The organism is Mucilaginibacter sp. (assembly GCF_028288185.1).
Classification (GTDB): domain Bacteria; phylum Bacteroidota; class Bacteroidia; order Sphingobacteriales; family Sphingobacteriaceae; genus Mucilaginibacter.
In genome coordinates, this window is record NZ_JAQBOF010000027.1 from 29,986 (window position 1) to 51,053 (window position 21,068).

The 21,068-nt window shown below is 38.6% G+C and carries 16 protein-coding genes; 15 read left to right on the forward strand and 1 reads right to left on the reverse strand.

Annotated elements, in window-relative coordinates:
- The first annotated feature begins 61 nt into the window (after positions 1-61).
- A complete protein-coding gene (locus JWQ34_RS10525) occupies positions 62-613 on the forward strand; it encodes a hypothetical protein (RefSeq protein WP_299357212.1) in 552 nt (183 codons plus the stop codon).
- 162 nt (positions 614-775) lie between these two features.
- Positions 776-2,305, forward strand: coding sequence for an FRG domain-containing protein (locus JWQ34_RS10530; RefSeq protein WP_299357213.1), 1,530 nt, complete (start codon positions 776-778; stop codon positions 2,303-2,305).
- Between the two features lie 36 nt (positions 2,306-2,341).
- On the opposite strand, the gene JWQ34_RS10535 is transcribed toward JWQ34_RS10530, so the two are convergent.
- On the reverse strand, positions 2,342-2,941 hold the full coding sequence (locus JWQ34_RS10535; RefSeq protein WP_299357214.1) for a recombinase family protein: 600 nt from the start codon (positions 2,939-2,941) through the stop codon (positions 2,342-2,344).
- Positions 2,942-3,210: 269 nt separating this feature from the next.
- Between JWQ34_RS10535 and JWQ34_RS10540 the strand changes: the two genes are divergently transcribed.
- The 13 genes from JWQ34_RS10540 to JWQ34_RS10600 all read left to right on the forward strand — a co-directional run bounded on the left by JWQ34_RS10540 (position 3,211) and on the right by JWQ34_RS10600 (position 21,067).
- Positions 3,211-3,411, forward strand: coding sequence for a hypothetical protein (locus JWQ34_RS10540; protein ID WP_299357215.1), 201 nt, complete (start codon positions 3,211-3,213; stop codon positions 3,409-3,411).
- A 22-nt stretch (positions 3,412-3,433) separates the two neighbouring features.
- Entirely contained in the window at positions 3,434-3,676 is a 243-nt protein-coding gene (locus JWQ34_RS10545) for a hypothetical protein (protein WP_299357216.1), read from the forward strand.
- 9 nt (positions 3,677-3,685) lie between these two features.
- Positions 3,686-3,979 carry a hypothetical protein gene (locus JWQ34_RS10550; protein ID WP_299357217.1) on the forward strand — a complete coding sequence of 98 codons (294 nt, stop codon included), beginning with the start codon at positions 3,686-3,688 and terminating at the stop codon, positions 3,977-3,979.
- A 28-nt stretch (positions 3,980-4,007) separates the two neighbouring features.
- Positions 4,008-4,436, forward strand: a complete 429-nt coding sequence (locus tag JWQ34_RS10555; RefSeq protein WP_299357218.1) for a DNA mismatch endonuclease Vsr — start codon at positions 4,008-4,010, stop codon at positions 4,434-4,436.
- Between the two features lie 73 nt (positions 4,437-4,509).
- Positions 4,510-6,753, forward strand: a complete 2,244-nt coding sequence (locus tag JWQ34_RS10560; protein WP_299357219.1) for a DNA cytosine methyltransferase — start codon at positions 4,510-4,512, stop codon at positions 6,751-6,753.
- The gene (locus JWQ34_RS10565; RefSeq protein WP_299357220.1) at positions 6,741-9,143 is read left to right on the forward strand and encodes a hypothetical protein; all 2,403 of its coding nucleotides are present in this window, start codon (positions 6,741-6,743) and stop codon (positions 9,141-9,143) included. The genes JWQ34_RS10560 and JWQ34_RS10565 overlap by 13 nt, the downstream gene beginning before the upstream one ends.
- Before the next feature lie 5 nt (positions 9,144-9,148).
- Positions 9,149-11,449 carry a DUF2357 domain-containing protein gene (locus tag JWQ34_RS10570; RefSeq protein WP_299357221.1) on the forward strand — a complete coding sequence of 767 codons (2,301 nt, stop codon included), beginning with the start codon at positions 9,149-9,151 and terminating at the stop codon, positions 11,447-11,449.
- Positions 11,450-11,540: 91 nt separating this feature from the next.
- Entirely contained in the window at positions 11,541-12,212 is a 672-nt protein-coding gene (locus JWQ34_RS10575) for a hypothetical protein (protein WP_299357222.1), read from the forward strand.
- A 24-nt stretch (positions 12,213-12,236) separates the two neighbouring features.
- The gene (locus tag JWQ34_RS10580; protein ID WP_299357223.1) at positions 12,237-13,460 is read left to right on the forward strand and encodes a DNA cytosine methyltransferase; all 1,224 of its coding nucleotides are present in this window, start codon (positions 12,237-12,239) and stop codon (positions 13,458-13,460) included.
- A gap of 2 nt (positions 13,461-13,462) precedes the next feature.
- A complete protein-coding gene (locus JWQ34_RS10585) occupies positions 13,463-16,090 on the forward strand; it encodes an ATP-binding protein (RefSeq protein ID WP_299357224.1) in 2,628 nt (875 codons plus the stop codon).
- Positions 16,090-16,815, forward strand: a complete 726-nt coding sequence (locus JWQ34_RS10590; RefSeq protein ID WP_299357225.1) for a hypothetical protein — start codon at positions 16,090-16,092, stop codon at positions 16,813-16,815. Before JWQ34_RS10585 ends, JWQ34_RS10590 begins: the two co-directional genes overlap by 1 nt.
- A complete protein-coding gene (locus JWQ34_RS10595) occupies positions 16,815-17,474 on the forward strand; it encodes a hypothetical protein (protein ID WP_299357226.1) in 660 nt (219 codons plus the stop codon). The genes JWQ34_RS10590 and JWQ34_RS10595 overlap by 1 nt, the downstream gene beginning before the upstream one ends.
- A gap of 419 nt (positions 17,475-17,893) precedes the next feature.
- On the forward strand, positions 17,894-21,067 hold the full coding sequence (locus tag JWQ34_RS10600) for a hypothetical protein (protein WP_299357227.1): 3,174 nt from the start codon (positions 17,894-17,896) through the stop codon (positions 21,065-21,067).
- Position 21,068 lies beyond the last annotated feature (1 nt).

Here is a 21,068-nt window from a genome sequence, read left to right on the forward strand (position 1 = left end):
CATGATATAATGTTTGTTTATCAACCTATACTTAGGACTATCCCCACATCTATATAATTTCATGTTAACTATAGTAAAAGACGCAAAACAAATAAAAGACCTTATTGATATCTTGAAAATAAAATTATCAATCGTCAGTAAAGATCTATACGAAGTTATTTACCGTAGCCAAAACAATAAAGAAATCCCAATAGATATTTTTCTAACTGACAAGGACCTTTGGTGGGGAAGTGTGAAGCTTGACGATGAAAATAAATATTTTAATCCATTTGGTTTAGTTATACCTAAAAAGGGTTCTTATGTAATAGGAGATTGTGAACTCAATTTTTCAGACCTTGATCACACGCTCGGTTTTTCAAGTCAATTTGGAAGTGATGAAAATGGAACTATATATTTACTACATAGTGGTAGATTCAGCGGAGTAAGCCGCGAAAAGTTTAATGATTATTGCCGTAATAAGCCAGTCGTAAAAAAAGAAGTTGAAGGGAAAAATAATCCTGAATATTATGTTATCGGCTCTCTGGAAGGGAATACAATAAGTACAGATATTTTTCACTTCGTCGATCTTGTTAAAAAGTTCAAGGAAGAAAATCGAGGGACTAAACAAGTATAAAGAGGTTTGGGTCAATTTTGATTAGGCTGTTTAAAAATTCCTTGGTGAAAATGAAATAGTCGTTTATGCATTTATAGAGCCCGGCAGTAAAACGACGTTTTGCTGTTCGTTTTTAGTAAATGACAGAACTTTCGTCTATCTTAAAAAGCGAATTAAAGCACTTTGGAAAAAACACTAATAGAGACCATACCACCTGTCGAGAACTACACAACCATTGTTAATTCCTGTGCTGTCGCAGTCGCCCTTGCACGAAAATGGAAAGAGGAAGGCAAATATGATCTATTCAGGGGACAGGGTAGTAATTGGAAACTCGTATCCAGTATTCACCGAGTTAAGGGTCAAAGAGGATACAATAAACATTTAAAGCGAAGCGATCTTTTATTTGGGTTTATGCAATTAAACCCTGTTCTGAAAGATTATTGCAAGAATCAGGACCAGTTTATCGCTATCGCGCAACACTACGGTGTAGCGACAAATTTTATTGACTTTACGGAAGACCCAATAATCGCCGCATGGTTCGCCACGCACTCCAAGGCAAATAAAATCGGTCAATATGCTTGCATCATTTGCGCGAAGCGAAAGGATTTTGAAGAAACGATGCTATTTACCAAACCACTGCTTGATAAATATTATGTGAATGGGCACCAGCCGGAATTTGTAAGCATTGATGTCCATGATCTGTGGCGCCTGCAAGCTCAAAAAGGGCACTTTCTATATACGCCGTTTTCAGGCATTGAACATTATTATCCTTTCGACCGCATCCTTTTTCCTTACGACCAGCCTTTTGAAGCTATCAGGAAAGAATACATCTATCCACTTCAAAAGAGTATAATTGAAACTAACATTGACCATTTTCTTACTGCGGAACGCCGGAGCAGGAATATGGAGCGTATAATGAAATGGATAGGCGAAGAACGCACCAGCGTACTGCCAGAGAATGAAATAGGCAATTATACTTTGCCAAATGCTAGACCACATAACTCATGGCGCGGTCGCAAACTCAGGTCGTGGCTGAAGCCTTACCAGGAGCGCTGGGATGCAATAAGCCATGATCACTCGATCGAAGTGACTATACCATATCAGTTGGTCAGTAATGATTTTCAGGAGGATTTATCATCAACGATTCTAAACGTTTTACAAAAACATCAGAAATGCAGAAGTCATACGGGTCGTCTTATGTTACAACGGATTCAGCGACCATTCAATAAGAAAATGCAGACAGCAATTCAAACTGGTTGTGATTTGATTTGGCATGGTATGCGGAACCTGCCTTACACGGATGACCAGATCGCTATGTCTCTGGCAAATTTCATCTTGTTATACAATTTTTATAGCAAGGACCGGATGATGGAATCTGCTCACGATTGGATATTTGGGCGGACAGTGTACATTGTTATGACGGCCGATGACGGGAGTAATACTCATGCCTATGTAAACGGCTATCATATTCTACAAGCTGCACGGGAAAATATATTAGATATTTTGCGACCAGAGTACCGGGATATATGTGCTGATAATCCTGTTGCCCTTACGCAACTGGTATTTGATCCCAGCTACCTGTTCCAGTTTGAGCGATTGCAGGAGTTATTTGCAACAGACGTGATACCCAGCCAAACGCTATTAGAATTGACCAATGCAAATCCAGTCATCTATTTTAACCCGGCCTATTGCAAAATTTTTGGATTGGCCTAACGACAGCCCGTATTCATGTCGCTTTTGGGATTTAGTTTAAAACGGAAATGTATGTTTCACCTTCATTACAGTAGTGGATGATACTCCAACAACTTTCGCAATTTCTCTGATAGTCAAGTTTTTTTGTAGGTATTTCAATATTATTTTGGAGGTGTTTTTTTCCAAAAATTCCTTTTCGCTTTCATGCGCCCCCTGAGGTCTGCCTAATCTTCCTCCTTGTTGAACATACACCATACGACCGACAGCAGTGCGTTCCTTTATGTTGTCTAGTTCCATCTCATATAGCGAGGACATTACCGACGATATCATCTTCCAAATTGGGTTTTTGATGCCATTTGGCCGTGATTGTAGCCCTACGTTTCTTACAGTTACATTAATGCCTTGTGTATCCAACCAGTCTAATGTATTTATTACATCGCCTGTATTGCGGCCTAATCGTGAAAACTCTTCGACAATCACCTCTGTTACTTTGCCTTCTTCAATAAGTTGCATCAACTTTGAACCTTGAGGTCTTTCCCGGAATGATATGTTACCCGAAACTTTATCAAGTAGGGTAAGATCATATTTGCCAGTATCATTATTAAACCTATTGCCGGTCTGACCAATAGTGCTTACTCGGTTGTATTTTATCCGCATTGTTGTGTTAGTTTTATAGTGTGATTAAAACTAATACAAGAATGCGATTCTTGAAACGTGCGAGTGCACTTTTGTTGTGTTAGTTTTTATTATAATAAAAACTAACACAAGTTTTTGAATGTGCCAAGTTGTGTTCAGGCCATAAAAATTGGACGATGATAAAATAACTTAAAATGACATTTACCTTTTGATTAGATTTGTATATGAACTTATCATTGATACCCACGCATTCCGGACAAATTTGTAAAATTAAGTCTGACATTCCTGATATGGAAGAAGATGAGGTTTTTATAGTTTCAGAAGATCCGATTGACTTTGACAATGATGATGAAATCCTGGTAGTTGGACTTAAAGAGCTTCAACGCAATATAAAAAATCCTGATAAAGCCGAAAGATTAAGAGTTAGGAAAGATCAATTGGTAGTTATAGGCGATGATCTCGAATCATATATTCGGTCCTGGAATAACTAATTGTACCTTAAAAATATCTTGTATGAGTTTTTGGAAAAAGTATGATTATGATTATCCGTCAGTTCTGACAATGGATGATGCCGAATTAATAATACTCCTGAATTCTTTAACCAGAGAAGAAATAACTGAGTGGCTAATTTGGAATGACCCCAACGGCATTTATGGTGATGAACAGTCACTCAAGGAGATGGGAAACATTATGTCGATAGAAGAAGGTCTTGAAATAATGCATCGTCATATCAAAGAAAACAGATTAATAAGTTAAAATGCAGTTATGATAACTGAATTAAGGACACTGGATGATGTAAAAGAATTTATCCTTCAGCTGATCGCTGAAGGATTGAATTATCATCCTGATGATGATTTTGAAAACTATGTTAATACAAAAACCGGCGGGCCGTCTTATACTTGGGTGGAATCGAAGATAAGAAACCGGTTGAACGATCAGAGCTTTGAAACATGCGAAGCCGCCGGCACTAACATTTACGACATTTCCATGGAAATATTTTTAAAGGAGACCGGTCTCGATAAATATATTCCGCCGCCATCACAAGCACTGATAGAATAATGGCACCGTCGTTGCTGTAATCTTTTCAATGGCCGACGTTCACTCCAAAGAAACCCGAAGTTTCAATATGTCGCGTATCCAATGTAAGGATACCAAACCGGAAATGCTTGTGAGAAAATACCTTTTTTCCAAAGGATTTCGTTATCGCCTTCATGATAAAAAACTTCCAGGAAAACCAGATTTAGTTTTGCCAATGTATAAAACCGCTATTTTTATTAATGGTTGTTTTTGGCATGGACATGATAATTGTAAAAAAGGTGGTGTCCCAAAAACTCGAACTGAATGGTGGCTTAAAAAAATAAATTTGAATAAAACCCGCGATGCTAACGTCATCAAAAAGCTTTCTGAGGTAGGTTGGAAAACCATTACTGTTTGGGAATGTGAATTAAAAGGCCTAATGTTAAAAAAAAACCTTGATAAAATTGCGGTAGACATTAAATCTGACAAAACTATATGAAAAGCTTGTTTAAAATTGACGTAGCTTTATATTTTTATATTAAAAAATAAGTAAAGAATTAGGATTTTTATAGATGTCAGATAATAAAGAAGTTACTAGATTTTCACCCTTAGAGTCCTATAAAAAAAAAATGCCCGATCCTGAAATAGTTTACGTTGTGGACTTTTTCAGCGGTTGCGGAGGTATGAGTTGGGGATTTGCAAATACACGTCAAAGTCATATGGCATTTAAAGTGCTGGCAGGCATAGATATTGAAGAGCCGGCATTAGAAACTTATCAAGAGAATGTTGGCGTTCCCGGCATTAAACAGGATATCAGGAAGATAGCTGATGATCCTGAGTTGCTGGCACAATTAGTGCCTAATTTTGATGAGAAAAAATGTCGCCCACTGGTATTTATTGGATGTGCGCCATGTCAAGGATTTAGTGCGCATCGAAAAAAGGATGAAAGAGATGATGTTCGAAATAATCTGATGGTAGCTTTCTCAAAAATATGCGCCTATTACAAGCCTGACGTCGTAGTTATGGAGAACGTGCCGGAAATCATCAAAGGTAAATATAGCTTTTATTGGGATGAGGCAGCAGTGATTCTGAAGGATAATCATTATCATTTAACTTCGGATGTATTGGATTTAAGTCAGTTCGGCGTACCACAACGTAGAAAAAGAGCAGTAGTACTTGCCTCCCTCAAACAAAAAATTGACCTACCTAAGCCTGTTTTTACTACTACAAACGCTCCTACGGTAAGGGATGCTATATCTCATTTGGCACCATTGGCTGCAGGTGAAACTGATGTCTGTGATGCATATCATCGTGCTCCAGGTCATACAGAACGAATTTTGGAGAGAATTCGCAAAACACCACCAGACGGCGGAGGTAGGAAATCACTTGCAACAGAGGATCAGTTAGATTGCCATGTCAATGTTGACAACGGTAAGACACCAGGTTTCACTGATGTTTACGGTAGGTTACGTTGGGACACCCCAAGCGTTACTATTACAGCCAAAAGTAGCACACCCTCTTGTGGGAGATTTCTACATCCAGAACAACATAGAAATATTAGTATTCGGGAAGCCGCAATTTTGCAGGGTTTTCCACAAAGTTATCGATTTAAAGGATCTCTGATCAGTCAATACCGCCAAATAGGAGAAGCTGTACCACCTTTATTTTCACGTTTCCTAGCCTGGCAGGTACTGGATTACTTCAAACCGGGGACACGATTTTCTTTACCATTTTCCGCAAAATCTAATAAGTACGATATAGAACAGCCAAGAAAACTTAAAGTGATAGATTGTTTTAGTGGCTCTGGTGGATTATCTCTTGGTTTTGAATCTGCTGGGTTCGAAACGGCACTAGCTTTCGATACAAATGCTGATGCAATTAATACTTACAGAGCAAACATCCCCGGCAATGCGATTGTGGCAAGCGTTGAAGACTTTGATTTGCCGTCGAAAATAGAAGAGGCTACGGAGGGCTCAGATTTTATCATTATCGGTGGTCCTCCTTGCCAAGGTTTTTCTCAACAACGGAGGGGAGAAAATAATGACGTCAGAAATAACTTGGTAATTAGTTATGCTAATTTGATTGAGAAACTTGAAAAAAAACCGGTAGCGGTGGTGTTAGAGAATGTGACTTATCTTGACTCTCCGCGAGGCAAGAAAATACTTATAGCCTATATTAACAAATTAGAAAAGTCTGGATATAAAACGTTTAGGCACGATTTGAATTCTGCTGATTTTGCTGTTCCGCAATTAAGGAAAAGGATAATAATCGTCTCGATCCCTGCCGAATATGCCAAACAATATCATGGACCCGTGCCATTGTCCGGTGCCCGTTGGACAAGTCTGGGCGAAAGTTTATCATCGCTTCCTGATTTTGGTTTCCAGGATGAAGAAATGTTAAATCATGAAGCGAGTCATGAGGGAGTGCTTAATAAACAACGAATAGCATTTGTAGATATGGGAAAAGGGCGCTTGTCCATTCCTGAATACTTACAATTGGATTGTCACAAAATATATGGTGGTCACCTGGACGTATTTGGTCGTTTGGACTGGTTTTCTTTTGCCCGAACGATTACTGGTGGATTTGATAGTTTTACGAGAGGTGAATACGGTCATCCGTTTTTTCAGCGGTCTATTACCCCGAGAGAAGCTGCCAGAATACAGGGGTTTCCGGATTGGTTTTACTTTACCGGTAAAAAGGCATCAGTCAGACAACAAATCGGAAATGCAGTGCCACCACCGATGGCTTTTGCGATAGCGAAAGCGATAAAGAGTGCAATTCCAATGATCGAACAATCTCAACTATGTCAATATTAATTAAAAAATTCACCTTTGATCGGAACACCTTTAAATCCGATACTATTAGTTCGGCGGATGAAGCAGCCCATACAATTGAATTGGTGCGTGCGGGTTCCTACGATGACAAAACAACGAGTAATAAGGTGCAAGCATTGGCTTCGTCGATGGGGCTGTTTATTAAAAATGGTAAAGGTGTCTACGATGTATCGCCGTTAGCAGATAATTTCCTCATGCTTTACGCACAAAATAAAGAAGATGCTTGGCGATGGCTGGCAACACGATCTTTATGGCTTTATTCAATACCCTCTGGTACTCAAGCCGAGGTGAACTCAGAAGCTCGGAAGTTAAATATATCTTTCGCTTTTTTTCGCAACATCATTCGATTATTACTTCATTTGGAAGCGTTGGAGCAAGAACAACGATATCTTTATTATGACGAAATAACAGAAATTCTTAACGATGACAACAATTGGTCGCTTAGCCCTGATAAGTGGTTTCAAAAAATATTAGCTGGTCGTGGCAACGCTCTGATTTCACCGGTAAATAAACCCGGCTTTTTAGGAGAGCTTGATGTTACATACGGTTTACCACGAGATAACTGGAACGCCCTTTTTAATAAGAATTTTGCCCAAACCGGTCTTTTTGAGTATGTTAAATCTGGTGCAAAAACGGTTGGGATAGCTTTGAGATCCGATCTCGATGACGTTTTGCAGAGGAGGGTTAGGTTTATTGTAGATCATCCTGCCGAATGGAACCCTACGCAGCTTTGGGCCGATCATTTAAAGCCCAAATCTAATGATTTGCCCCTGGAGATTTCCAAATCAGCTTCAGCTGTACCAATAATCACCGGGAATACTAATGTACAAGACCTCTTGAAGGAAATTAACTCTGCTTTAAATGCTGCCGGATTTACTATCACAGAGGATTTTTTAAGGAGATATATAGCAAGTCTATTTACCAAGAGATTTGTAATACTCTCTGGGATGACCGGGTCAGGTAAAACCAAGTTGGCGCAGTTATTGGCTGCATGGCTTGATGGTCCTGATTTCATGGTTACCGATATTTTCAAAAAGGGTAGTGTTTTAAAAGCAGATCGTGCAAATTATAATGTGAGTGCGGCAAACGCTTCAGTCTTGAATGTCGAGGATACCGGTAGTAAAGTTACCGCCTTGCCGATTCCTCTAATTTATGAATGGGTACATGTGATTAAAAATAACAATTATGATCGAAGTACATCCGGCGAAACAATACGGGGAAAGGCTCAGGAAAACTCCGCTTACAGTAGTTATATCCACGGATATACCAGTCAATTAAAAGCTGCGGCTTTTCAGGTAATTGAAACTTCCTTGCAGGATAATGAACGCAAGCGATATGCGGTAGTTCCTGTTGAAGCAACGTGGTCAGGCATGGAGGATATTTTCGGCTATGCTGATGCATTAGATAGCAATCGATATGTTGGTCGAGAATCTCTGCAACTTATTCTTAGGGCGAGTGAAAATTACAATTCATCAGATTCAACGTTGCCGTATTTTTTAATTCTCGATGAGATGAACCTATCTCATGTGGAGCGATATTTTGCTGCAATATTGTCGGCTATTGAATCAGGCGAGCCTATCCCGCTGCATAATAATTTAAGAGATATTGATGGTGTCCCGGGCAGGTTAATATTGCCACCGAATCTTTTCATAATTGGAACTATTAATGTCGATGAAACAACCTATCAATTTTCGCCAAAGGTGCTAGACCGTGCCAATGTCATAGAATTCAGGGTTTCTTCGTTGCAGATGAAAGATTTTCTAGAGGGGAAAATTACCCCCTCATTTGAAGGAATCACGGGTAAGGGACGAGGGTATGCTGAATTATTCATAAAAGAAGCCAATTATACACCTGATTTGCCCGAAGATGATCGGTTGCTGTTGGCTGAAGATCTGATGCTTTTTTACGATTTGTTAGCCTTAAATGGGGCAGAATTCGGTTTTAGAACCTCTAAAGAAATTTCTAAATTTCTCGGTTTTTATAAGCGGCTTGACGGGAATTGGTTATTTGCTTCTGCACTTGACGCTCAAATAGTTCAAAAAGTGCTTCCTAAAATCCATGGCTCACAGCGAAAGGTAGAACCTTTATTGCGCGGGCTGGCTTATTTATGTTTTTACAAAAGAATGTGGCGTGAAGACGGTTTATCCAGTTCAGAAGTAAGCAAACGTAAGCAGGACTTTGTTACGCAGGCCAAGAGCGCTGTCGATACCAAGAACAAAACGTTTAATGAAATCATTTCATCCGCGCATGACGAATTAGGAAACCGCACTTATTTGCCTGATGATATTTACCTTCCGCTGAGTTTTGAAAAAATTATACGGATGTTGTTGAGATTGAATAGGGATGGTTTTACCAGCTTTGCTGAAGCTTAAATCGCATGCCGACTAAGATAACTGAAGGAAGGGCACAGATTTCCGACGATCAAGGCAACAAGGTTGCCACCGTTAAAATCCGCCCCTTAGGTCAATTTGCAAAACAATACATTAGTGCCTTGTCTGAAGCTGATGAGCAGGAGATGGCCGAATGGGGAGAAGAGCGCTTTCAGTTGCTGGAAAATTGCCGATACGAATATGAAATTATTGATAATGATAATTGTGTTTTACAAATAATTGAAGGCATAATTACAAAAAGTGCATTTAACCCCTTATCGGGAACTATTGAATCTGGTTCGAATATAGGTTTGCTGGTTATCAATGCTGAAGATGATGAATCAAAAATAATCGGACAACTTGCACTTGAAGTGCGTTCTTCTAAATTAGAATATCGGCATCATTACCGGACTATGTTAGAGGATATTACAGATCAATGCGCAGAGCTTTTAATGCAGATACGTTCTCCGGCCAGAGGGCTTTTTCATCCTAATCCCAGAGAATCCTCGGCAATTTTGGCGCAACGATTTTCATTTTTAAAACATTTATTGACGACCAGAGATTTTCGTTACGCTATTATTCAGTTACTAGCCGATCCGCATATCCAATTGTTCACGGAATCAAACCGACGGGAAACTGCTCAAGGATTTCGTCCTTCCAGTTTAGTTTTGCGGCAGATTCGATCCGCATCAGTTCGAACTAAAATTCCGGCAGGACATCCTTTAAACAGTAAATTGCCTAGTTTGCCCTCACATTTGTATATTCAGACGCATGTCGAAACTTCGGATACTTCAGAAAACCAATTCGTCAAGTACGCCCTGGAAGGTTTTAGTTTGGTTTTTTTAGAAATGCAAAAAATTTTGGAGGCAAAATCTTCACTATCTCCTTCTGATAAACGGTTGCTTGCTGATATTATTAACTTGAAGATTTCTATAGATGAAATTATTATACATCAGTTTTTTAGACGAATATCCGCGCCTAAAGTTTTAAATTTAGGTAGTCCAGTGCTTCAAAACAAAAGTGGGTACCGAGAAGTGTTGATTGCATGGCTAAGATTCAATGCGGCGGCCCGTTTGGTGTGGAACGGAGGAGAGGATATTTATGGCGGCGGCAAAAAAGATGTGGCAGTATTATACGAGTATTGGGTGTTTTTTAAGTTACTCGACTTAGTACAATCGCAATTTAATATTCCGACCGCTATGATCTCAGAACTAATTGAATTCACTGCTGACGGTTTTGGGTTGAAACTAAAGGCGGGTAGAAGCCTCTTAATACGAGGGGATACTGTCGTTAACGGCCGACGTTTGGGTGTAAGATTTAGTTACAATCGGGTTTATAACCGTTCATCTTTGTCAGGGGATCAGGAAGATAATTATCCTTTGCCGGGATCATGGACGCAAGTGATGCGCCCTGATTATACTTTGAGCCTATGGCCTTTCGAATTTACCGAATTAGAGAGCGAGAAAGCGGAACTTATCAGTCATATTCATTTTGACGCGAAATATAAAATCAATACACCGGCGGACCTTATAGCAGATGATTTTGAAACAGATGAGCCCGAGGATATTTCCAAGGAAGATTTGATAGTAAAAGATAGGAAAGCCAAACGTACCGATTTTCTAACTCTGCACTCTTATAGAGATGCCATTAGGCGAACAGAAGGTGCCTACATTATTTACCCTGGAGATCAATCCAAAAAATGGCGGTCTTTTCATGAACTTTTACCGGGAATAGGCGCTTTTGCATTGAGACCCGAAAGTGCTGATCAAGGACTTTCAGAGATTGGAATATTCTTGCACAATGTTGCTGTTCATATTGGAAATCGTGCGACCATTAGAGAAAAAATAAAATTGATGACTGCCACCTCTTATAAAAAAACGGCAGGTCTTATCAACACAACTTTACCCGAGTTAATCTTTAATGCTATAAACACTCACCCCGACGATTGTTTTATTATTAGATTGACTACGGAAACTGAAGCCCAATATCATTGGATGCTTCATCATAATAAACTAATTATTCCTTTGGTGGAAGGTGGAATTATAGATTTTCGATTATTCCATTTAAGTATGGCTATCATTAGTGATTCAAATTCAGCGGTCCAGTTGTTTGGCCTTAACGCAGGTAAAAACAAAATTGTAACGGGGGCTAAATTGGAGTCAATCGGATTTCCACACGCTGAGCAATATGTACAATATATTTCCTTCGAACTGGTATTAAGCGAAAAATATTTTCCAATCTTAACCAAAGAAACAACTTATCCCCAACCTGGAACTTTCGAAATTAGCGATTTGACGAATCTTATCTAACGATAACATGAGAACTGTTTTATTAATTCGAGCAAAGTATCGGCACCGGTCGCGTTCAAATCAATTTGCAACTTGGTTTGTTAGATGACTCATGGAAATTAGTGATTTCAATATTACCCAATTTCAAAATTTACTACTCGCTTGGTTCAAGAAAAATAGGCGAGACTTTCCTTGGCGACTGGATGGCTTAACTAGTTATCAGCTTATCATTTCAGAAATTTTATTACAACGAACAAAAGCCGAAACAGCGTCGAACTTTTACAGCCTGTTCATAGCCGAGTTCCCTGATTGGAAGAGCCTGGCAAATTCATCTCAAGAAAATCTGTCTGCATTTTTGCGGCCAATAGGTTTGTACAACCAACGGGCTACGAGGTTAATTCAACTAGCGAAACATATGTTAGCTCTAAATTCCAAGATACCATTGGAAAGAGAACGAATAGATAAAATCCCCTTCATGGGCCAATATATTGCTAATGCCGTAGAATTGTTAATACACGAACGCCAGAAACCCTTAATCGATGTCAATATGGCAAGGGTACTGGAACGGTATTTTGGGCCACGCGAGAAAGCCGATATCAGGTATGACGACTATTTGCAAACCCTGGCACACCGGGTTGTAAAACACGAAAATTCTAAAGAAATTAGCTGGGCAATTCTGGATTTCGCCGCAATAATATGCCAAGCAAGGAAGCCAAAGTGTTTAGAGTGCTCATTATCAGAGAATTGCAAATTTTTTAATAATTGTATTATTCCGTATATTTAGTTACTTAGCCGTATTATATACTATATGCCTCAAAACTCTAAATACTACATCGATTTATTTGCCGGGTGTGGTGGACTGTCGCTAGGTTTACACAATGCTGGCTGGAAAGGATTGTTTGCGATAGAAAAAAATAAAGATGCTTTTGGCACGCTCAAACACAACCTCATTGACAAGAAAAATCATTTTGATTGGCCAGCATGGCTTGATCCTACAAACCATGAAATTGACACAGTTTTAAATAGCCACAAAGCAGAATTAATTAACCTTCGTGGCCAGGTTGACTTAGTTGCGGGTGGACCACCATGCCAAGGTTTTTCTACGGCAGGGATGCGTAACGAGGATGATGTTAGGAACGGCTTGATCAGGTCGTACTTAAAGTTCATCATGTATGTTAAACCTAAAATGATTTTGTTCGAAAACGTCAAAGGTTTTACGTTGAAATTCGAGAAAAATAAATCTAAAGGGAAAGTTTATTCTGAATATGTTGTAAAAATCCTTAATAGGTTAGGTTACGAAGTGGAAGGTAAAATGTTAGACTTTTCAAAATTCGGGGTACCCCAAAAACGCACAAGGTTTATCTTGGTGGGAATACGCAAAGATGTTGCCCAAGAATCCAACATTAAAGCAAAACAATTTTACCAATTAATGCGCAGGAATAAAGTGGCTTTCTTCCAAGAAAGAAACCTCCCGCAAAACCCGACGCTGGGCCACGCCATCTCTGATTTACTTAAATCAAATGGCTTGACACAAACACCTGATAGGAAAGGATTTAAGAGTGGGCTTTATAAAACGCCTCAAACCCGCTACCAGGAGTACCTAAGACTAGGGAATACTAATCTTGTGCCCCATAGCCACAGTTTTGCAAGGCACAGTAACAAAATTGTACAAAGGCTTACCTATTTTTTAACAAGCCATGCCTCGAATAAGAAAATTAACCAGGCGACAAAGGATCAGTTAAACATAAGTAAACATTCGATTTTTCCACTTGGGAAGAATTTTCCTACCCCAACCTTGACTACGCTGCCCGACGATTATATACATTACCAAGAGCCCCGGATTTTAACGGTAAGAGAATATGCCCGGATACAGTCATTCCCTGATTGGTACGAGTTTACAGGGAAGTACACGACTGGTGGAAAATTGAGGAAGATGGATGTACCGCGGTATACTCAAATTGGCAACGCCATACCGCCTCTTTTCGGGGAACAAAGCGGCGAAGTTTTAAAGAAGTTATTATATAGAGACTAGGTTTGGGAGAAGAATTATCATTTTCAATAAAAACGGGGTTAAAAAACATCATCGGTAAAGATCTTATTACCGATGAGTATATTGCTGTATTTGAACTGGTAAAAAATTCTTACGACGCACATGCTCAAAATGTGACCATTGTTTTCGAGGACAACATGATCATTATTGCGGATGACGGCAAAGGCATGTCGAAACCCGACTTGGAAAATAAATGGTTCGCTGTTGCCTATTCTGCCAAGAAGGACGGTAGCGAAGATCAGGACGACGATGAAACCGAAGAAGATGCGAGCAATGACAATAATGATGATGATAGCCGGGAATCATATCGGGATAAAATAAAAGCAAAAAGATTTTACGCCGGTGCTAAAGGGATCGGTCGATTCTCATGCGATAGGCTTGGGAAAAACCTCATTCTAAGGACGCGGGCAAAAGAGTCTGGAATTATTAGCCAAGTTGACATCAATTGGTTGAAATTTGAACAAGACGCCAAACAAGATTTTAGCAAAATAAAGGTTCCTTATAAAAGCTACCCCGCCACGGGCAGTGGTGTTACGTTCCCTGGAAATGCACAGAATGGCACCATACTGGAGATATCTGGCTTACCGTTTCCCTGGGAGCGTGAGAAAATCAAGAACTTAAAGCACTCCCTTGAAAAGTTAATAAATCCTTTTTCCGAGACAAAAACTTTTACCATAGAAATTGTATGCGAGAAATACAAGGAAATGGACAAGTCTAAACTCGATGAAAAAAAGAAGCCGATATTAGAGCGCGATATAATTAACGGGCCTGTTAAAAACTCGATCCTTGACATACTAAACTTAAAGACCACTCAGATTGAAATCGATTTTAAAGTTGATGTAATTGAAACTAAGTTGATCGACCGGGGGACACAAGTCTACTATATCAAGGAGCCGAATCACTTTGCACCTCTACTGGATAACTTAAAGATCAACCTCTATTATTTAAACAGGAGCGCTAAAGCCAATTTCACTAGGCTTATGGGCATTGAGCCGATTAATTATGGCTCTGTGTTCTTGTTTAAAAATGGCTTTAGGGTGCAACCTTATGGTAATACTGGCGATGATAGTTGGGGCTTAGATTTTAGGGCTCAACAAGGTTATAATCGTTTCTTAAGCTCACGCGAGCTTTTTGGGAGGGTAGACATTATAACAGAAGAATTCGAGCAATTCAAGGAAGTCTCTAGCAGGGATGGCGGTTTAGTTGACACCTGGGGATCTTCACAATTGCAAGAAGCATTTAAAGAAATCGGCCTAAAAAGATTAGAACGTTACGTGGTAGGTGTACTTTGGGGCGAGGCGTTTTTAAAGAAAAAATATTTCAATTCTGATAGCGAAGGAAAGAGGCTTCGTGATAATTTATTGGCGACCGATAAGGATTCTGAAGATTACTCGAAGGCTAAAGCTAATCTGGGTAGCAAGATCGACTTTATCCAACTTATGAAAGGCTTAGCAGATAACAAGGAAATACAAATTATCGAGTACGATAAAAATTTGGTTGACTTAGTTAATGAAAATCTTGAAGAAGTTCAACCAAAATTTATTAAAGATTTAGAAAAAATAGCCGAATCTACGGGTGACGATGATCTAAAAGAAAAGATCTTCTTAACCGAACAAAATTACCGGAAGTTACTAGCTGAAAAAGAGGTAGCTGAAAAAAGGGCGCACGACGAGGAGGAAAAAAGAAAAGCTGCAGAGGAACAGGCCCGTAAAGAGGCAGAAAAACGGAAAAAAGCTGAAGAGAGGGCACAACGAGAAGAGGAAAAGCGCCGTGAGGCAGAACTGGCAACTGAGCGTAAGGAAAAGGAACGTTATAAAGCGCAGTTTGAGAGACTTTTAGCTGAGCAAAAGGCAAAGGAAGAACAGGAAAAAAGGGAACGGGAAGAAGAAAAAAACAAAGACTTAAACGAAAAGCTATCGCTTGAGAAACAGAAAAATAACTATTTAAGTGCTACAAGGAAAACTTTAAGCGGTGATGATGCCGAGCAGTTAGTTCATTCTATTGACCTATATGTAGGCAATGCATCGTCGCATTTCGAAGAACTATTCAACCGCATAAATTCATTTGATAAAAAAACCAGGGAAGACTTATACTTTATTAAAAGCAACTTGGACAGGGCTTTAAAGGTTTCAGCGATTATTATCAAATCAAATTTTGACTATAAAAGTGCGAAGCACAAAGTTGAACTGCCACAGTATATCGAGGAGTATGTTAAAGACTCCGCGTTGTCTAGGAAAGATAAGCTTTCTGTTGAAATAAACAACCATGCTAAATATACCACTTTGATTAGCACGATTGATATTGACATTATTATTGACAACCTGGTGTCTAACTCGATTAAAGCAGGGGCAGCTAAAATATTGGTCGACTTATCCAACGATAACAATAAACTGGTTATGGATTATTATGATAGCGGAAAAGGCCTACCGGATATATTTTTAAGGAACCCGGATGCTATATACAATCTGGGAACAAGGGACTCCGATGAGAAGGGGTCGGGTATTGGTATGTATGATATCCATACTAGAATGGCCACGCTAAAAGGGTCTATTTCTATACTTGGCAATAACCTAAAGCTTAAAGGTGCCGGCTTTCAATTAACCTTTAAATAATGAATAATAAAGTTAAAGTCTGCTTCTTAGTATTTGATGACGACTCCAGTCAGGAAACAATCATCAAAACTAAGATTGTTGACCGTTTAAAAGAGTACGATGTTACTTATTGGTTGGTTGATCCATCGGAATTTGTTGACTTAGACACCAGTACTTTCAAAAACCAAGAATTTTTAGATCATGTTTTTGAGAAAACCAAGGGCTTTGGCATCAGCGTAATCGCATCAGATTGTAATTTAATTAAAATAGACGATTTCAAGGTACAAGGAATAGACATTGTCTCTATTCTTTTGTCTGAAAAACGGAAGCCGTATAACGCGCCATTTATTCTTTATTCCGGTAAGATCGAGGAATCCTCTAAGCACTTGCTGGAAAAAATCCAAACCCAGGTGGCAGAAAGTATGAAGTCTGGGCAATATGACATTAATTCCATTGAAATCCTTAAGCACCTAATGAGCGCAAGAATTGTTTTTAGTGGTAGAACTGAAGACTCTTACACTGATGCTATTATCAAGATAATTAAATCAGAGGTCGATGTCAAGGATATCTTGGTAAGTTCATTCCAGAAATTTGGTAAAACCACGTTGAAGACAGGAAACCTCATGTACGATGGTAAAACGCTGGAGGCAATAGTACAGCTGATAGAGGCAAACGATGTAAACAGTCAAAGATTTATTCAAGAATTTACCGAATTAGCTATCGCTCATTACACTGAAATTAATTGATGAACGACAATTATTCCCATATCATTTGCATTCACCCAGAGGACCAGAGCACTTCTTTTCTATCAGTCATCGGCGCGGAAGTTGGCGAACACTATCATACCATTCCGGCAAACCAAGAAAGCCATTCCGAACTTATTAATATACTTGCTGCATACCAGAGAAATGCTTTGATCATATTTTTAGGGCATGGGTCACATGGCAGCCTTTTTGGTAGCATTGATTCCCCAAGCGGTGGAAAAGCCGTTTTTTTAAATCTTGACTTCACCCGAAAACTTTTTAATGGCCATGATGTATTATTAGTTTCCTGTAATTCGGCGGATTTTCTGAACAAGCAGAGTTCTTATAACAACGCGATTGGTTTTGGAAATATTATAAGTTCCAAGGACGAGGCTAATCGTGAAGCGGAATATATTACGGGTGTACACCGGGATATTAGTGCCGATGATATAGCCGTATTCAATGATTGTTTTTCTAGTAGCGTAGCTGAAGCAATAAGATTATTAGCTAAGGGGGCTATATACTTTAAGGAACTTTTTACCTACCTCTTGTATTTTTTAAATAAAAAAATAAATAAAGTTTTGCTGGATAGAAATCTTGAAAAGAGAATAGGAATAGCACAGCTTTTGTTTGAAACAAGATCCGAAATGAAGTTCTTCTAACCCAACAAAGAAAAATACTGATAGGACTACGATGTAATAATTATCGGTAGAACAGGTAAATTTTTCGTAGACATAGTATATTTCAATTCATTATAATCATAGCAATTTTTTTACTGAAGGCTTTTGCTTAGAAAGATAATTCTAAGCAAATAATTATAAGCCCAATAACGAATTAATTTCACAGACTGGTGTAATACAGGATGAAGTGAAAGATAGTGACTCTTAAGGCTTTTAAATGCGTTCAATTGAGGTTTATTCATCCTATAAGTGTCAGTGATAGCTTAAAACGATTTTCCCGTAATTTCATTGATAATTTCGGATGCCAATTTCTGTTATCTGCTAAATTATGTTTATAATTATCTTTGCGATGATATTCATTATTATACAATTATTAAAACTTAGTCCTAGAACTTATCACATTGGAAGATTACACACCGCCAACAAAATCTCGAGTAGATAACCTTATTGACCGACGCAGAGATGAATCCGACGCACGAGACATAATTAAAGAAGTTGAAAGGTTGGGCAGTTTTGAAGGACAACATCGTTATCGTTGGATTTGGGAATTAATACAAAATGCGCGAGATGAAGCGGGAGATGGCGTTGAGGTAATTTGTCTGAAGGAGGGAGACAGGTTCATATTTAAACATAATGGGAAACCTTTCTTTTCAGATCATTTGATCGCATTGACATTAAGAAGTTCCACCAAACCGCTTGATAATAGCAACGGGAATGCTGGTAAATTCGGCACCGGCTTTGTCACATCGCATCTACTTAACAAACGTGTTAAGGTTACAGGGGTTCATCAGAATGAAGAGGGACAAAGACGATTCATACACACTCTAAATAGAACACCAACTGATTTACCGCCGATGATGGAAAGCTTGGCGTTGAGTATTCAAAACATTCGCGAAATTGATAAAATTACGCCGGAAGAAATTACAGATCCATGGAATTGTTTTGAATACGAACTTTCTCCTGCATGTGCCGACATAGCTTCGGGTGGTATAAAACAATTAGAACTCAATTTAACTTTTGCTTTACTTATTAATAGAAGCAGTTTAAAGTCTGTAAAGATTATTGAAGAAAACAAATCACGGACTCTCCGTATACATATAAATACTAATGCTGTAGGTGATATCAATTTTGTTCAATTAGTGAATGATAGCGTTCCGGAAAGCAAGATCGGACTACTTTATAAAGAATATGGAAAATTGATTGTAGCGATTCCGGCCGAAGTACAAAATGAAAAGTACAACTTAATTACAATTGGCGAATCTGCACATTTATTTAAAGAACTGCCACTAATTGGGACAGAAGATTTCACTATCCCGAATATCATTCAGCATGGCAATTTTAAGCCTACAGAACCTCGCGACGGGGTTAGAACAAAACACGTAAGTCAAGATGAAAACGATGTAGACCCAATTGGTAAATCCAACAGAGACGCTTTTGTAGATTACATCAACGCATTTCCTAATTTTATAAGTCAATTAGTTAACGGAGAGGTTCAAAATCTTCACTTATTAGCTGAAAGTGGATTTCCGCAAGACCCTGATAAAAACTATAGTTCGAAATGGCTTAAAAACGACTTGCAAAACCCTATAAGAAATGAATTACTTAAGCATAAACTTGTAAAGACTGCGGGCGGAGAAGCCATTCTAATTGGTGAAGCATATTTCCCATATTGTCAAGATGCTTTGATCAAAGATTTACATAGTTTACTGGCTGCCCTTTTCCCCGATAAAGTTCCTGATGAAGGTAGTTACATAGATTGGACCCGTATTATATCTCAGGAAAATGAAAATTGGCCTGCGAATATAATGGTGGATATAGAAAAGTTAGTAAAAAGCATCACAGGAATTGATACAATTAGCAAACAGCTTAAAACTACTGAAGCGGTTAATGAATGGCTTCAAAATCTTGTCTGGTTGCTTGAACAATCCCAAAACGAACGATTAGGGAATGAGTACCCGATTTATCCGACTCAAGCCGGGAGTTTAAGTCTACAGAATGACGTTTTTAAGGAGGTTGATCTTGATGATCAATTTAAATTTATTTCAAAAGGATTAGGCCGAGACCTTCAAAGCGAATTATTACCTAAAAATTTCAAATCAAAGTTTGTTCAGGAATTTGATATAAAAGAATTTTTGAACGATATGAATGGAACCATTGGTACACTGAAAGTTGAGGCAGCTACCGAAGAACAAATACAAGCCATTATCGACATATGTTGTACCTTCAAACCTTCGAGGGCAGAACGGCGCGAAGTTTGGTTTGATCTCTTAAATAGATTGTTGCCAAATAAGGTAAAAGGCAAAGTAGTTCTCGACTTCAAAGAAGATTATAATTGGGATTCAGCTGAGAAATGGACATTAAAGATGGTTAGCCTTCTCATACAGGAAGCTGGTAAACTTGAAACATTTATTGAAGAATATTTTGATGAAGAAGCAACGGCACTAAAATGGCTAAACGATTTTTTGGCGTTCGTCTATCGTAACGAAGAAAATAAAATTGTGTTAGAACAGAATATTATTCTAACACAAGACGGCATATTTAAGAAATATACAGATAAAATCTACCAGGAAAACAATTCGCTGGAGTTTGAACCACTACTAAAAAAACTATTTAAAAATCAATCGGGGTTTGAAGACCCCGCATCATTTTTGGTGTATAAGGGGATTTTCAATACTAATTTGAGAATTACCGATGTGTCTATCTTGACAAGGCCGATCGACGATTTATTTAAAGATAGTTCTATTGAAGACAAGGTTAAAGAAGGCCTGGAATATCATGATCTTTTTATGGCCTTAAAAGAATTTACTGAGAGTGAACGCGGGGCAAAATTATTTCCTCTTTTTACAGAAAAACAGCCGATTCTTTTCATCAAAGCATTTGGCGCTGGCAGCAGTGTAGGTCGCCTTATGAAAATTAAAAAGCCTATCGAAGAAATGGAAAAACTAGCGGCACTTTCACTTAGCGCAGATCAGTTAAAGCAACTTGATGACGCCGCTAAGTCAATAGGTAATGTCCAATCTTTAATAGATAAAGCCAATCAAATGGCAGAGTATGCTGAAGAAGTTAGGTGGCGGCAAGATGTTGGAGCGGCTGCAGAACAAGCTTTTTTAGATGCACTAGCTGAAGCACATCCTCATTTTATTGAACCTGAAAACCCAGATAATGGGAAAGATTTTGTAATTCGGATCGGATCATTGGATTACTCCATTGAAATAAAAAGTGCTATCGAAAATAAAGAGTCAGTTAAGATGTCACTGAGGCAAGGTGAGGATGCCTCCAAAGAAATCGGACATTATTCACTTTGCGTTATCAGTAGACCATTCGGTACTTTAACAACAAAAGATCAATTTGTCAAAAAAGCGAAGTTCGTTACTGATATAGGGGAACAAATCGGTGATAAAGTAATCAACTGGCGTACTGGACTATCAAAAATTGAGATTGCAGACAATGTTAGTGTAGAACTTGATAGTAAAAATGGATATGTAAATGTTCGAAAAGCGACTTGGGACGATGGTGGTATTGATTTTGACAGTTTTATAAAAATTTTAAAAGAGTATTTTAAAATTATCAATTAAT

Coding starts and splice junctions, on each gene's coding strand:
- JWQ34_RS10525 (WP_299357212.1), top strand. CDS start 62: ATGTTAACTATAGTAAAAGACGCAAAACAAATAAAAGACCTTATTGAT.
- JWQ34_RS10535 (WP_299357214.1), bottom strand. CDS start 2,941: ATGCGGATAAAATACAACCGAGTAAGCACTATTGGTCAGACCGGCAAT.
- JWQ34_RS10540 (WP_299357215.1), top strand. CDS start 3,211: ATGGAAGAAGATGAGGTTTTTATAGTTTCAGAAGATCCGATTGACTTT.
- JWQ34_RS10545 (WP_299357216.1), top strand. CDS start 3,434: ATGAGTTTTTGGAAAAAGTATGATTATGATTATCCGTCAGTTCTGACA.
- JWQ34_RS10550 (WP_299357217.1), top strand. CDS start 3,686: ATGATAACTGAATTAAGGACACTGGATGATGTAAAAGAATTTATCCTT.
- JWQ34_RS10555 (WP_299357218.1), top strand. CDS start 4,008: ATGGCCGACGTTCACTCCAAAGAAACCCGAAGTTTCAATATGTCGCGT.
- JWQ34_RS10560 (WP_299357219.1), top strand. CDS start 4,510: ATGTCAGATAATAAAGAAGTTACTAGATTTTCACCCTTAGAGTCCTAT.
- JWQ34_RS10565 (WP_299357220.1), top strand. CDS start 6,741: ATGTCAATATTAATTAAAAAATTCACCTTTGATCGGAACACCTTTAAA.
- JWQ34_RS10570 (WP_299357221.1), top strand. CDS start 9,149: ATGCCGACTAAGATAACTGAAGGAAGGGCACAGATTTCCGACGATCAA.
- JWQ34_RS10575 (WP_299357222.1), top strand. CDS start 11,541: ATGGAAATTAGTGATTTCAATATTACCCAATTTCAAAATTTACTACTC.
- JWQ34_RS10580 (WP_299357223.1), top strand. CDS start 12,237: ATGCCTCAAAACTCTAAATACTACATCGATTTATTTGCCGGGTGTGGT.
- JWQ34_RS10590 (WP_299357225.1), top strand. CDS start 16,090: ATGAATAATAAAGTTAAAGTCTGCTTCTTAGTATTTGATGACGACTCC.
- JWQ34_RS10595 (WP_299357226.1), top strand. CDS start 16,815: ATGAACGACAATTATTCCCATATCATTTGCATTCACCCAGAGGACCAG.